The organism is Streptococcus mitis, from assembly GCF_946190275.1.
GTDB classification, from domain to species: domain Bacteria; phylum Bacillota; class Bacilli; order Lactobacillales; family Streptococcaceae; genus Streptococcus; species Streptococcus mitis_DC.
The window spans coordinates 71,363-86,184 of the sequence record NZ_CAMHZQ010000004.1 but is presented as its reverse complement, the minus strand read 5'-3'; the positions used below and the strand labels follow the sequence as shown (position 1 = coordinate 86,184).

Sequence of the window (14,822 nt, the reverse complement as noted above, 5' to 3'; positions counted from 1 at the left end):
TGAGCAACCTGCGGTTAGTTTCTAGTTTGCTCTTTGATTTTCATTGAGTATAAAATAATCTTCTTCTAGTTTCGCATAAAATGATGAATTTTGTCAAGTTCCAACCAAAAAGAGCCTAAAATTAACTTTCAGGACTCTCCTCTTATTTAATCTTTTCTTCTTCGTAGTCACCCTTGCTACAAACAACCTGCTTGCCACCACCACGGACTTTTTTCTCTACGAGGAAATTGCCACATTTTGGACAGTCACGACCAACAGGCTTGTCCCAAGAGGTAAATTCACAGTCTGGATAGCGATTGCAACCATAGAAAAGGCGATTACGTTTGGTTTTGCGTTCAATGATTTGTCCCTGATGACAACTTGGACACTCTACACCAATCTCTTTCACGATTGCTTGGGTATGACGGCAATCTGGGAAATTGCTACAAGCGTAGAACTTACCAAAACGACCAAGTTTAATAACCATTGGACTACCACACACTTCACAGTCAAATCCAGCTGGTTCATCCTTGATCTGGATTTTTTCCATTTCTTCTTCAGCCTTGGCAACCTCTTTAGAGAAAGGTTTGTAAAAGGCATCAATGACACGTTGCCACTGCTCTTTTCCGACTTCGACATCATCCAGCTTGCCTTCCATTTCAGCTGTGAAGGTCACGTTTACTATATCTGGGAAATATTCAACGATGAGCTTGTTAACAATTTCTCCCAACTCTGTTGGTTCAAAACGTTTGGCTGCAAGGCGAACATAATAACGTTTCTGAATAGTTTCAATGGTTGGTGCGTAGGTTGACGGACGACCAACCCCATTTTCCTCCAAGGTCTTGATCAGTGTCGCTTCAGAATAACGAGCAGGCGGTTGAGTGAAATGTTGCTCTGGTTTGCTATTAACCTGCTTAACCACATCTCCAACAGCCATGTCTGGTAACATCTTATTCTTGTCAGAATCATTATAAATGGCAAGATAACCATCAAACTTAACCTGACTACCATTAGCAGCAAATTGAACCCCATTTTGAGACAATTTAACAGCCATGGTATCAAAGACAGCAGCTGTCATCTGACTCGCTACAAAACGATTCCAGATAAGGGTATAAAGCTTGAGCTGATCCTTATCCAGATACTTAGCGATGCTTTCAGGTGTATTAGAAACGCTAGACGGGCGAATAGCCTCGTGGGCATCCTGAGCACCTGAAGCGTTTTTTACCTTGCTACCATGCTTAGAATACTTGCTACCAAAACGGTCCGTAATGAAGTTTGCTGCCTCATTTTGCGCCACTGGACTGATACGAGTCGAATCGGTACGCATATAGGTAATCAAACCTTGAACACCAGAACCAATATTAATTCCTTCATAGAGCTGTTGGGCAACCATCATGGTTTTTCGAGTACGGAAATTGATTTTATTGGCAGCATCCATCTGCATAGATGAAGTAGTATAAGGTAAAGGAGCATTGCGTTTACGCTCTTTCTTATCTACCTGATCCACTGAAAAATCTTTGCTAGTCAGACGAGACAAGACTTCCTTGACCTCATCATTGCTAGTCAGTTTAAGCTTTTTACCATCTACTCCATAGAAGGAAGCCTGAAATTGCTTGGTTCCTTTTTTAAAGACAGCATCAATTGTCCAATATTCTTCTGGTTGGAAGGCATTAATTTCATTCTCACGGTCAATGATTAACTTAAGTGCAATAGACTGAACGCGACCTGCTGACAAGCCCTTCTTGACCTTCTTCCACAAAATAGGCGAAATCGAATAGCCTACCAAGCGGTCCAAGACACGACGAGCCTGTTGGGCATCGACCAAGTCCATATCAATCTTGCGTGGCTCTTTGAAAGCATTTTTGACCGCATCCTTGGTGATTTCATTGAAGACCACACGGTTAGCATCATTTTCATCCAAGTTGAGAATGTGAGCCAAATGCCAAGAAATCGCTTCTCCTTCACGGTCCGGGTCACTCGCCAGAAAGACTTTATTAGCTTTTTTAGCTTCTTTTTTCAAGTCATTGATAAGAGGACCTTTTCCTCGGATATTGATATATTGCGGTTCATAATTATTTTCAATATCGACGGACATACTGGATTTCTTCAAATCCCGAATATGCCCGACACTGGCTAAAACCTTGTAGTTTCTGCCAAGATATTTTTCAATCGTCTTGGCCTTAGCAGGCGACTCCACGATTACTAGATTTTTTTTAACTGTTGATTTTTTCTTTTTTGTTGCCGTAGCCACAGTATCACACCTTTTCAAAGTAATAAACTTTATAAAGTGTAAACCATTTTGCCATAACTGTCAAGACTTAGCTCCTATATATAGAAGAAAAGTTTATCTAGTAAGCGAAATTTCGTCTTATACTCAATGAAAATCAAAGAGCAAACTAGGAAACTAACCGCAGGTTGCTTAAAGCACTGCTTTGAGGTTGCAGATGAGACTGACGAAGTCAGTAACCATACCTACGGCAAGGTGAAGCTGACGTGGTTTGAAGAGATTTTCGAAGAGTATTAAAATTCAAATTCTGCAAGAACATCCTGCCCACTGGTGACCAATTTTGCCCCTTCTTGAATCAAATGATGGCAACCGTCTGATAGTCCATCTAAAATACTACCAGGAATAGCAAAAACATCGCGCCCTTCTTCCATCGCTCTCTCACAGGTAATGAGACTACCTGAGCGCATCTTAGCCTCTGCTACAATCACACCACGGCAAAGTCCAGCAATGATGCGATTACGGGCAGGAAAATGAAATTTCAGAGGTTGTTCGCCAGGTCCATATTCACTGAGAATCAGATGATCATTGCCGATGTAGTCTTGCAAACGTTTATTGGCTTTAGGATAAAACACATCCAGTCCTGTTCCAATCACTGCAATGGTTTTTCCGCCATTCTGAAGAGCTGCCATATGAGCTGCTGTGTCAATGCCCTTGGCTAATCCACTGACGATAACCAGTTCATTTTCCAAGCCCTGAATGACTTTTTCAACCGACTTAGCTCCCTGTTTGCTACAAGCACGACTGCCCACGACCGCTACCTTAGGAAATTTCAAAAGGTCAAGATTTCCCTTGTAAAATAAAAGTACAGGCGCATCATAAATTTCACTCAAATCCCAAGGATAACAGTCATCTAAAATAGAGAAAGATGGAAATTTTTGAAATTCTTTCTCCAAATGCGCATCGTCTATCTGAAAATAACGTTCCATAAAAACAGCTGGATTTCGGCAACCTGATATTTCTGCAATATCACCCAACAAAAGTTCTTGATCGACATTTTCACCGTATTCTAGAACGTTCAAAATCTGTTGATTGGTCAAACCTGATTTTTTAAACTTATAGATTTCATAGTTTGTGATTTTCATAAATATCTCCATTTCTTTTTCTACTCATCTATTTATTCGTAAAAAAATCAAAAAACATCCGACTATTTTAGCCAGATGTTGGAATCTTTAATTTTCGTTTTTAAGAATTTCTTCTAATTTATGATAATCTTGGACACTATCGATCTCATAGATGCTATTGCCTTCTAATTCTTCAACATAGACATCTAGCTCTTTGATGTTATCCTTAACCATATTGTCCCAGTAGAGATCAACAAATTCACCACTTGCATAAGCCTTGTCGATAAAGCTGATAATCTTTTCTGCAGTTGGAGCATCCCAGAAGGATACACCACTAAGGATGCGACCTGCCTTACTATCAACAGTAATGTCTTGAACCTTATAGTCATCTCCATAGACCAAGAACCATTCGTTGGTACAATCTTCACGATAAACACTAAAATAAGTCGAACGTGTCAAATCATTGCGGAACATATTTTTGAAGAGATAGTTATCCGCATCAATAACATAGCTGTTAGCCAATTCTTCTTTTACAAGATAGAGAGAGTAAAAGTTATTGTAATCAGCGTATTTATCATTGAAAACGAGGCGAACACCGTATTTCTCTTTCAAGTAATCAAATTGTTCTTTAAGATAACCGACGATGATGATGATATCATGGATTCCTTTTTCTCTGAGAAATTCAATTTGGTATTCAATCAAGGGTTTTTGATTAACCTGAACCAAGGCTTTAGGGGTATTTTCAGTCATAGGACGCAAGCGAGTTCCCAATCCCGCTGCTAAGATAATGGCTTTCACACAAATCTCCTTTATTCTTTAATAATAATATAAACTCCAGCAATGACGACTAGTGACGTAATAATTGTCAGCATATCTAGTGGTGCACCCAAGAAAACAACTGCAAACAAGACAGTCCATACTACATAGCTCACGTTCAAGCCTGTAGCCTTGGCTGGTTGCAAGCGATTGATAGCGATATAATAAGCCAAATAGGAAATCATATCAAAGGCTGCAAAGACAATCATAAGACCTAGCAATTGTCCATTGGCCACTTCTGCAAATGACTGATGAGAGAAGAGCACAATCACAAGATAGGACAAGAATGAAGTTACTTGACGGATTAAGAGAGCTTCGATTTCACTCAATTCACTTTCCATGGCAAAAGAGCTAAGAACACTCTCACTTCCCCATGCAATGGCACAAATCAAAGCACAGAGAATCCCAATGTAGAAGGAATTAACCTGTTCAACCTTATAGGTCTGAGCAATAATTCCTGCAATAATCAAGACAATACCAAATACAGTATTTTTTGAAATCTTGTGCTTCAAAAAGAAGAAAGCCAATAAAACTGAAATCGCAGGATAGATAGCGGATACCGATGAAGCTAAGGAACTTCCGATATACTTAACCGCATAAAGATTGGCCTGCATTCCGATAGGACCTGCCAGCAAGGCTCCGATGATAACACTAACATTGCGAATATTTAAGAAAATTGAGAGACGAACTTTTCCTTCTTTTACCAAGAGAAAAGCTAGTAAGATAAAGATACTCAAGAAATCGTGAGCAGCGGCCACCACAAAGGGCGACAAATCTGTAAAAATCGAAAAGATATAAGCACTAATCGTTAGACCTAAACCCCAGAAAATACCTGAGAGTAGACCAAAAGAAACTCCATTTTTATTTTTCATCTGAACCTCCATAATATAACAAACCTTTAATAGCTCTTTGGTAACGGCTCACACCATAATCACCAAAATCTGCACCTTGCTCTTCTTTGTAAACTGTCCATAAACTCCAAATAGCGTCTTGTAAAATTTTATAAATGGCAATCTTTTCACGAGAGACAGGTGTTTGCTCACTCTCATAGCGAGACAAGAAGTCTTCTTCCTCTTGACGAGTGAATTCAGACTCTAAAAAGAGGGCAGCCAAATCCCACATTGGATCGTTCATTGATGAATATTCCCAGTCAATCAGATAAAGTCGTCCTTGAGGTGATTCGATAAAGTTTTCAGGCACCAAATCAATATGACAAGATTTTCTGTCAACACCTAAGTCAGCCAGTCTTTTCTCTAAGGAGAAGACTTCTTCTCGAACCGCTTCATAGTTAGCATAAGGGATTTTTTCCTCAATCAAAGATTCGTATTTTTTGATTTCTTCAAAAGGAGCAAATTCTCCTCTTAATTCCTTACCAGAAGCATGAATCGTTTGTAATATTGGAGCAATTTTATCAAATTTGGTCTTGATTGACCTTGAATCAAGCGTAATCGCAGATTCGATATACTCATTTACTTTGATACCAGCTTCAATATCAAAAAGATAATTTTTTACATCTAAGTCTAAATCCTTTAGTAGTTCAAGATTATACTTTTCATCTTGACGATTGATCAGTTTTTCTGTCCCTTTACCAAAGAACTTAACGATGTACTGCTTATTTGTTGTTTTGACCAAATAGTTTTGATTGGTCATACCTCCCAGTTGTTCAACACTGAGGACTTCCTCTTCTTGACTAAGTAGGGAAGAAATTTTTTCTTTAATGATTTTCTCCACAATTAACCTCCAGCACTTATACTTCCCACTTAAACACAGTTTTAAAGGCTGTGTTTAAATCGGTTGCAAAGACACGGTGAATATCTTTAATTTCTCTTACAGGTTCTTCTAGATAAAGGATATTTTTAAGACGATTGGCAAATTTCTTGACTTCCATCATTTGGATTGCATTTTCAAAATCAATGCGACCAGAACGAGAGGAACCAACCAAGAGCAAGCCCTTTTCTAAGGCATCACGAGTATTGAGATTGACTTTATATTCGCTAACTCCCATCATGAGAATCGTTCCCTGAGGACGAATGTAGCGAATCAAGTCATTAATAGCTGGTCCAGTACCATCACCACCACAACACTCAAAAGCATGGTCAAAGGCCAAATCTTCGGGAATATTATCAGTGATATAGCATTCTTTGGCAAAAGAGAAAAGTTCCAATTTTTCCCAATGACGACCAATAACCACAATCTCTGCTTCTGGCAAAGTATAGTTGATAATATTGGCAACCACAAATGCTAAACTTCCATCTCCGATAACGGCGATTCGGTCCCGCTTGCTATGAGCAAGGGTCAATAGACGATTCATAGCGTGCATGCCAACACTGACAAACTCTGTAATGGCTGCAACCGTGTCTTCAATATCATCATAAGCCACCACACGGTCTTTAGGGAGAGAAACAAACTCTCTCATAAAGCCATCAAATCCACTAGACAAGAAATGGGTCCCTGTCATGTAGTTTTCATAGAATTCCTCATCACTCTGCATAGGAGGCTGATTTGGAATCATGACAACTTTTTGCCCAACCTCATAGGTTCCCGTCGGGTCAGAAATAACGGTTCCACATGACTCGTGAATCATTGCCATTGGAAGCTTTTTATTCAAAATCTTGGGATCCCGTTTTCCCTGGTAGTAACGCTGATCCGCATGACAGACCGCCATGTAGTTGGGACGGATAAGGATATGATTTTCTTGGTCAATAGCCTCTTCCTGATATTTGACATTGATAAACTTAGGCTTAGTTAGTTGATAAATTTGATTAATCATTTTACTAGTCTTTCTCAATCATACTTTTTGCAATCTTCAAATCTGTTACTGTTGTAATCTTCAGATTTGAGTATTCACCCTTGGCCAAGGCTACATCTTTTCCTTTAATGACAAAGATTTTACATGCATCTGTCAAGATTTCCTTCTCTTCAGCAGAGAGAGAACCGTAAAGATCCATGAAGTCCTTGCAACGGAATGTTTGAGGTGTTTGTCCTTGATAAAGGTGAGCACGATTTGGAATATCTGTAATGAATTGACCATTGGTACTTTCAACGATAGTATCAACCGCTTCTACCACTGTATCCACTGCGTCATGATTTTGGGCAAGTTGGATATTGTCCTGAATCATGCGAAGTGTAATAAATGGACGAACAGAATCGTGGGTAACAACGATATCCTCTGGAGTAAGCGGATGATAAGCATCAATGGCTTCAATGATTTTCTCGATACTTGTATTGCGGTCAGCACCACCTTTTGTAATGATGATACGTTCCTTATGAAGAGGAAGATATTTATCTACAAGATCTTCTGCATGAGAAACCCAGTCTCCATGAACCCCAACTACAATTTTTTCAATACTTGGTTCCAAGACAAATTTTTCAATTGTATGAATCAAGATAGGTCGATCACCTAGCTCTAAAAATTGTTTTGGCAAGTTACTGATTCCCATGCGTGTGCCAGTTCCACCAGCAAGAATTCCTGCATAAATCATCTATTTTCTCCTTTGTCTTACTAAAAAAACTTATTCTCTCTATTATACCACAATCTAGTCCTATCATGAAAGAAATACCGACCCTCCCGTTCTAGAATAGAAGGTTTAAGGAGTTCTATTATTCAAATAAACTAGTCCATTTCTAATAATGACTAGGAATTCTGTAGTCATTACTAATAAATGGCTGTGAAATTTTAGAGTTCTTCAGAATAATATAGTTTTCTTAAAGAAAACTTAAAATTAAACTTTGAGACTTCAAAGTGATTACTTGACTTATACTCAATGAAAATCAAAAAGCAAACTAGGAAGCTAGCCGTAAGCTGTACTTGAGTACGGTAAGGCGACGCTGACGTGGTTTGAATTTGATTTTCGAAGAGTATTACTGCCCTTCATTTCTTATTAGCTGACTTTATGATATAATGAAAAACGAGGTAAATTGAATGAAAAGTATAAAATTAAATGCTCTATCTTATATGGGAATTCGTGTCTTGAATATTATTTTTCCCATCTTAACTGGTACCTACGTCGCGCGTGTCTTGAACCGAACTGACTATGGTTACTTCAACTCAGTTGACACTATTTTGTCATTTTTCTTGCCCTTTGCGACTTATGGGGTCTATAACTACGGTTTACGGGCCATCAGTAATGTCAAGGATAACAAAAAAGATCTGAATAGAACCTTCTCTAGTCTTTTTTATTTGTGCATAGCGTGTACAATTTTGACCACTGCTGTCTATATCCTAGCCTATCCTCTCTTCTTTACTGATAATCCAATCATCAAAAAAGTCTACCTTGTTATGGGGATTCAACTCATTGCCCAGATTTTTTCAATCGAGTGGGTCAATGAAGCTCTGGAAAATTACAGTTTTCTCTTTTACAAGACTGCCTTCATCCGTATCCTGATGCTGGTCTCTATTTTCCTGTTTGTCAAGAATGAACACGATATTGTTGTTTATACACTTGTGATGAGTTTATCGACGCTGATTAACTACCTGATTAGTTATTTTTGGATTAAAAGAGACATCAAACTTGTTAAGATTCACCTAAGTGATTTTAAACCACTCTTTCTCCCTCTGACAGCCATGTTAGTCTTTGCCAATGCCAATATGCTCTTCACTTTTTTAGATCGCCTCTTCCTCGTTAAAACAGGGATTGATGTCAACGTTAGTTACTATACCATGGCTCAACGAATTGTGACCGTTATAGCTGGTGTTGTAACAGGAGCTATCGGAGTAAGTGTGCCTCGTCTCAGTTACTATCTAGGAAAAGGCGATAAGGAAGCTTATGTCTCACTTGTTAACAGAGGAAGTCGAATCTTTAACTTCTTTATCATTCCACTCAGTTTTGGACTCATGGTTTTAGGACCAAATGCCATCCTACTTTACGGTAGTGAAAAATATATCGGAGGCGGTATCTTAACCTCTCTCTTCGCTTTTCGTACGATTATCCTGGCACTGGATACCATTCTTGGTTCCCAAATTCTCTTTACAAATGGCTATGAAAAACGAATCACAGTCTATACAGTCTTTGCAGGATTGCTCAATTTGGGCTTAAATAGTCTCCTCTTTTTCAACCACATCGTGGCGCCTGAATACTACTTACTGACAACTATGCTATCAGAGGCCTCTCTACTTGTTTTCTATATCATTTTCATCCATAGAAAACAACTCATCCACTTAGGACATATCTTCAGCTATACTATTCGATACTCGCTCTTTTCACTTTCCTTTGTAGGAATCTATTTCCTGATTAATTTCTTGTATCCTGTAGATATGGTCATTAATTTGCCATTTTTGATTAATACTGGTTTGATTGTCTTGCTATCAGCCATCTCTTATATTGGTCTACTTGCCTTCACCAAAGATAGCATTTTCTATGAATTTTTAAACTATGTCCTAGCCTTAAAAAATAAATTCAAAAGATCATAGGAGTTTAAAATGAAACAACTAACCATTGAAGATGCCAAACAAATTGAATTAGAAATTTTGGATTATATTGATACTCTCTGTAAAAAGCACAATATCAACTATATTATTAACTACGGGACTCTGATTGGGGCTGTTCGACATGAGGGCTTTATCCCTTGGGACGACGATATTGATCTGTCCATGCCTCGAGAAGACTACCAACGATTTATAAACATTTTTCAAAAGGAAAAAAGTAAATACAAACTTTTATCCTTAGAAACAGATAAAAACTACTTTAACAACTTTATCAAAATAACCGACAGTACGACTAAAATTGTTGATACTCGAAATACAAAAACCTATGAGTCCGGTGTTTTTATCGATATTTTCCCTATGGATCGCTTTGATGATCCTAAGGTCATTGATACTTGTTACAAACTGGAAAGCTTCAAACTACTGTCTTTCAGTAAACATAAAAATATTGTCTATAAAGATAGCCTTTTAAAAGATTGGATACGAACAGCCTTTTGGTTGCTCCTTCGACCTGTTTCTCCTCGTTATTTTGCAAATAAAATCGAGAAAGAAATTCAAAAATATAATCGTGAGAATGGGCGCTATATGGCTTTTATCCCTTCTAAATTTAAGGAAAAGGAAGTCTTCCCAAGCGGTACCTTCGATAAAACAATTGATTTACCCTTTGAAAATTTAAGCCTTCCAGCACCTGAAAAATTTGATACTATTTTGACACAATTTTATGGAGATTATATGACCCTACCACCAGAAGAAAAACGCTTCTACAGTCATGAATTTCACGCTTACAAATTGGAGGATTAGGATGCAGTATTTAGAAAAAGAAGAAATTAAAGAAATTCAACTAGCCCTGCTGGACTATATTGATGAGACTTGTAAGAAACATGATATTCCTTATTTTCTAAGTTATGGAACCATGCTTGGAGCTATCCGCCACAAAGGTATGATTCCCTGGGACGATGATATTGATATTTCCCTTTATCGTGAAGATTATGAGCGTTTACTGAAGATTATTGAAGAAGAAAATCACCCTCGCTACAAGGTTCTTTCATATGACACTTCTTCTTGGTACTTCCATAATTTCGCATCGATTTTGGACACTTCTACTGTTATCGAAGACCATGTTAAGTACAAGCGTCATGATACCAGCCTTTTCATCGATGTCTTCCCAATTGATCGCTTTACAGATTTGAGCATTGTCGACAAGAGCTATAAGTATGTAGCCCTTCGTCAACTAGCTTATATCAAAAAATCACGCGCAGTTCACGGTGACAGCAAGTTAAAAGATTTTCTAAGATTATGTAGCTGGTACGCCCTCCGAGTGGTCAATCCCCGTTACTTTTACAAGAAAATTGATCAGCTAGTCAAAAATGCTACAACCAACTCTCCTCAATATGAAGGAGGAATTGGGATTGGTAAGGAAGGTATGAAAGAAGTATTTCCAATTGATACCTTTAAAGAACTCATCTTAACTGAGTTTGAGGGCCGTATGTTGCCTGTCCCTAAAAAATATGATCAATTTTTAACCCAGATGTATGGGGATTATATGACACCACCATCAAAGGAAATGCAAGAGTGGTATAGCCATAGTATTAAAGCTTATCTCAAAAGCTGATTAAGCAGTAGTTTACAAGAAAAAATATAACAAAAAAGAGAAGATCGTTACACCTTCTCTTTTTTCTATTTAAATTGCTTCTGTAACAAAACTACGGCTTTCCAATACTTTGAGCATAGCATTAGCTGTATCTAGGGCTGTAAAGAGGGGCACTCCGTGTTCAATGGCTGAACGGCGAATCTGCTCACCATCTTCGTCTGCAGTTCGTTTGGTTCCTACTGTATTAATGATAGCTTGAATTCTTCCTTTGCGAACAAAACTTGGAATATCCTTATCGTCATCACCAATCTTACCAACAGGTTTGGCTTGCAATCCATGACTGGCAAAGAAGGCTGCTGTCCCTTCTGTCGCGAGGATTCCATAGCCAATATTTTGGAAACGACGAGCCAAGTCCAAGGCTTCTTCTTTGGCATCATCAGCTATGGTAAATACAACGTTACCAAAAGTTGGCAAGTGTAAGTAAGAAGCTTCAAAGGCCTTATAGAGAGCTTTTTCCAAAGTTGTATCAGAACCCATAACTTCCCCTGTTGACTTCATTTCAGGACCAAGCAAGCTGTCTACCTTAGCTAGTTTGGTAAAGGAGAAGACAGGTGCCTTGATATGAACGCGGGTGCTTTCAGGGTAAAGTCCATCTTGGTAGCCAAGTTCTTCAAGTTTTTGACCAAGAATAAGTTTGGTTGCTACTTGAGCCATAGGGATATTGGTCACCTTAGAAAGGAATGGAACCGTACGGCTGGCACGTGGATTAACCTCAATAACATAGACTTTTTCATCCTTGATAACAAACTGGATGTTCATCATTCCAAGGCAGTTAAGACCGATTGCTAGACGTTTAGTATAGTCTGCGATGGTTTCTTGCACCTTTTGCGACAAGGTTTGTGGTGGGTAAACGGCCATTGAGTCACCTGAGTGGACACCGGCACGTTCGATGTGCTCCATGATACCAGGGATGAGAACATTTTCTCCGTCTGAAATAGCATCAACTTCACACTCTTGTCCAACGATATAAGAGTCAACAAGGACTGGATGGTCAGGACTAGCCTTAACCGCTGTACGCATGTAAGAACGAAGATCTTCTTCATTTTCTACGATTTCCATAGCACGTCCACCTAAAACATAAGATGGGCGAACTAAGACTGGGAAGCCAATCTTGCGAGCTGCAAGCACTGCTTCTTCTTCATTGGTAGCCGTTTGTCCTGGTGGCTGTGGAATGTCCAAGTCTTTTAGAGCTTGCTCGAAGAGGTCACGGTCTTCGGCACGGTCTAGGTCAGCAACCTGTGTCCCAAGGATGGTCACACCTGCTTTTGCCAATGGCTCCGCAAGGTTGATAGCTGTTTGACCACCAAACTGAACGATAACACCTTTTGGTTGCTCCAAGTCAATGACGTTCATAACATCTTCGAATGTCAATGGCTCAAAGTAAAGCTTATCTGATACAGAGAAGTCTGTTGAAACGGTCTCTGGATTTGAGTTCATGATGATAGCTTCATAACCAGCTGCCTGGATAGCCTTAACAGAGTGAACGGTTGCATAGTCAAACTCAACCCCTTGCCCGATACGGATTGGACCAGAACCTAGAACTAGAACGGATTCCTTATCAGACTTGATAGATTCATTTTCCCAACCATAAGTTGAATAGAAATATGGTGTCTCAGAGTCAAATTCTGCCGCACAAGTATCGACCATCTTATAGACTGGGACAATCTTGTTTTCCAAACGAAGCTGGCGAACTTGGTCAGCTGTCGTTTCCCATAGTTCAGCAATCTTACGGTCTGAAAATCCATTGAGTTTGGCAGTTTTCAGGACATCGACATCCTGAGGATGTGCGCCCAATTCTTGCTCAATCTCAAAGATATGCAAGAGTTTATCAAGGTAGAAGATATCAATCTTAGTCAAGTCAGCAATCTCTTCTGGTGTGTAGCCACGACGAATGGCTTCTGATACATAGAAGAGGCGATCATCTTGGGCTTTGACAACTTTTTCAATCAAGGCATCATCTGAAACCGATGCAAGCTCAGGCATTTCATTGTGGTGCACTCCAATTTCAAGGGAGCGACAAGCCTTAAGAAGAGATTCCTCGATGTTACGACCAATCGCCATGACTTCTCCAGTTGCCTTCATCTGGGTACCAAGACGGCGCTCACCCTTTTCAAACTTGTCAAATGGGAAACGCGGAATCTTGGCAACCACGTAGTCAAGGGCTGGCTCAAACATGGCATAGGTTGAACCTGTAACTGGGTTGATAACTTCATCTAAGGTCAAACCGACAGCAATCTTAGCAGCCAATTTGGCAATTGGATAACCTGTCGCCTTAGATGCCAGGGCTGACGAACGTGATACACGAGGGTTTACTTCGATGACGTAGTACTTGAAGCTGTGTGGATCAAGAGCCAGCTGAACGTTACATCCACCTTCAATCTTGAGGGCACGAATGATGCTCAAGCTCGCGTCACGTAGCATTTGGTTTTCATAATCTGACATGGTTTGCGCAGGGGCAAACACGATGGAATCCCCTGTGTGAATCCCAACTGGGTCAAAGTTTTCCATGTTACAAACAACCAAAGCATTGTCAGCTGAGTCACGCATCACTTCGTATTCGATTTCCTTGAAACCAGCAATCGAACGCTCAATCAAACATTGGGTGACAGGTGACAATTTCAAACCATTTTCAGCGATTTCACGCAATTCTTCCTCGTTGGCACACATACCACCACCAGTACCACCAAGTGTAAAGGCTGGACGGACGATGACTGGGTAGTCAATTGTTGCTGCAAAGGCAACAGCTTCTTCGACTGTGTTGACAATTTCAGATTCTGGAATTGGTTGGTTGAGCTCTTCCATCAATTGTTTAAAGAGGTCACGGTCCTCCGCTTGATCAATGGCAGATAGTTTAGTTCCCAGAAGCTCAACACCAAGTTCATCTAGGATACCATTTTTAGACAATTCCATGGCCATGTTGAGCCCTGTCTGACCACCAAGGGTTGGTAGCAAGGCATCTGGACGTTCCTTACGAAGAATACGCGTTACAAACTCAAGTGTAATCGGTTCAATATAAACCTTGTCCGCAATCTCCTTGTCTGTCATGATGGTGGCAGGGTTTGAGTTAACCAAGACAACCTCATAACCTTCCTCTTTCAACGACAAGCAAGCCTGGGTCCCAGCGTAGTCAAACTCAGCAGCCTGACCAATAATAATCGGACCAGAACCAATCACCATAATTTTTTGAATATCAGTACGTTTAGGCATAGTTTATGATACAAAGCCCGTAAAGAACACAGTGAAAATAGGAAACTCGGTGCAGACGCCTTCAGCGTCAAGACGATGTTTATCTTTTTCACACAGTTCTTAGGGCGTGTTCACTTCCGCGAACAATGTATCTTCTCCTTTCTATTCGGCAACTCTCAGGTTGCCATTAAATAAATTCTCCGACGATTTTTTAGCGAAACGATACTTTTCGGTAAAAAATCTAGTGCAGGGAGTTTTTAGTTCGCCTGATAGCGACTAAAAGAAACGACCTGCCTTTCTATTCGTCGCCTCACAGAGCGACATTAAATAAGATACAAAGGACGAATAGAGAGCAATTGAATTTTAGGAAACCAAGGAAGGATTGACAATCCAAATTGGTTTCTCTAAATTCCGAGCTTC

11 protein-coding genes are annotated in these 14,822 nt (G+C 39.6%); 3 read left to right on the top strand and 8 right to left on the bottom strand.

The features are described from left to right. Positions 1-142: 142 nt before the first annotated feature. The 7 genes from topA to N8M20_RS03705 form a co-directional block, all read right to left on the bottom strand. Positions 143-2,230, bottom strand: coding sequence for a type I DNA topoisomerase (gene topA, locus N8M20_RS03735; protein WP_261079109.1), 2,088 nt, complete (start codon positions 2,228-2,230; stop codon positions 143-145). 269 nt (positions 2,231-2,499) lie between these two features. Continuing rightward, on the bottom strand, positions 2,500-3,348 hold the full coding sequence (dprA, locus tag N8M20_RS03730; protein ID WP_261079108.1) for a DNA-processing protein DprA: 849 nt from the start codon (positions 3,346-3,348) through the stop codon (positions 2,500-2,502). Between the two features lie 87 nt (positions 3,349-3,435). Then, entirely contained in the window at positions 3,436-4,125 is a 690-nt protein-coding gene (locus N8M20_RS03725) for a sugar phosphate nucleotidyltransferase (RefSeq protein ID WP_261079107.1), read from the bottom strand. Between the two features lie 11 nt (positions 4,126-4,136). Next, positions 4,137-5,015 (bottom strand): DMT family transporter, encoded by an 879-nt coding sequence (locus N8M20_RS03720; RefSeq protein WP_173254232.1) that lies wholly within the window; start codon positions 5,013-5,015, stop codon positions 4,137-4,139. Further along, positions 5,005-5,874 (bottom strand): phosphotransferase family protein, encoded by an 870-nt coding sequence (locus N8M20_RS03715; protein WP_261079106.1) that lies wholly within the window; start codon positions 5,872-5,874, stop codon positions 5,005-5,007. The genes N8M20_RS03720 and N8M20_RS03715 overlap by 11 nt, the downstream gene beginning before the upstream one ends. Before the next feature lie 16 nt (positions 5,875-5,890). Continuing rightward, entirely contained in the window at positions 5,891-6,913 is a 1,023-nt protein-coding gene (locus N8M20_RS03710) for a ribitol-5-phosphate dehydrogenase (protein ID WP_196310319.1), read from the bottom strand. 4 nt (positions 6,914-6,917) lie between these two features. After that, positions 6,918-7,625, bottom strand: coding sequence for an IspD/TarI family cytidylyltransferase (locus tag N8M20_RS03705; protein ID WP_261079105.1), 708 nt, complete (start codon positions 7,623-7,625; stop codon positions 6,918-6,920). A 440-nt stretch (positions 7,626-8,065) separates the two neighbouring features. Here N8M20_RS03705 and tacF point away from each other — a divergent pair, with 440 nt between their 5' ends. Genes tacF through N8M20_RS03690 form a run of 3 tightly spaced genes read left to right on the top strand, consistent with a single transcriptional unit; the run spans position 8,066 to position 11,177 of the window. After that, positions 8,066-9,553 (top strand): type IV teichoic acid flippase TacF, encoded by a 1,488-nt coding sequence (tacF, locus tag N8M20_RS03700; protein ID WP_261079103.1) that lies wholly within the window; start codon positions 8,066-8,068, stop codon positions 9,551-9,553. 9 nt (positions 9,554-9,562) lie between these two features. After that, positions 9,563-10,366, top strand: coding sequence for a LicD family protein (locus N8M20_RS03695; RefSeq protein WP_261079102.1), 804 nt, complete (start codon positions 9,563-9,565; stop codon positions 10,364-10,366). 1 nt (position 10,367) lies between these two features. Next, positions 10,368-11,177 (top strand): LicD family protein, encoded by an 810-nt coding sequence (locus N8M20_RS03690; protein ID WP_261079100.1) that lies wholly within the window; start codon positions 10,368-10,370, stop codon positions 11,175-11,177. A 69-nt stretch (positions 11,178-11,246) separates the two neighbouring features. Here the strand turns inward: N8M20_RS03690 and carB are convergent, their stop codons facing one another. Continuing rightward, entirely contained in the window at positions 11,247-14,423 is a 3,177-nt protein-coding gene (gene carB, locus N8M20_RS03685) for a carbamoyl-phosphate synthase large subunit (protein WP_261079098.1), read from the bottom strand. Positions 14,424-14,822 lie beyond the last annotated feature (399 nt).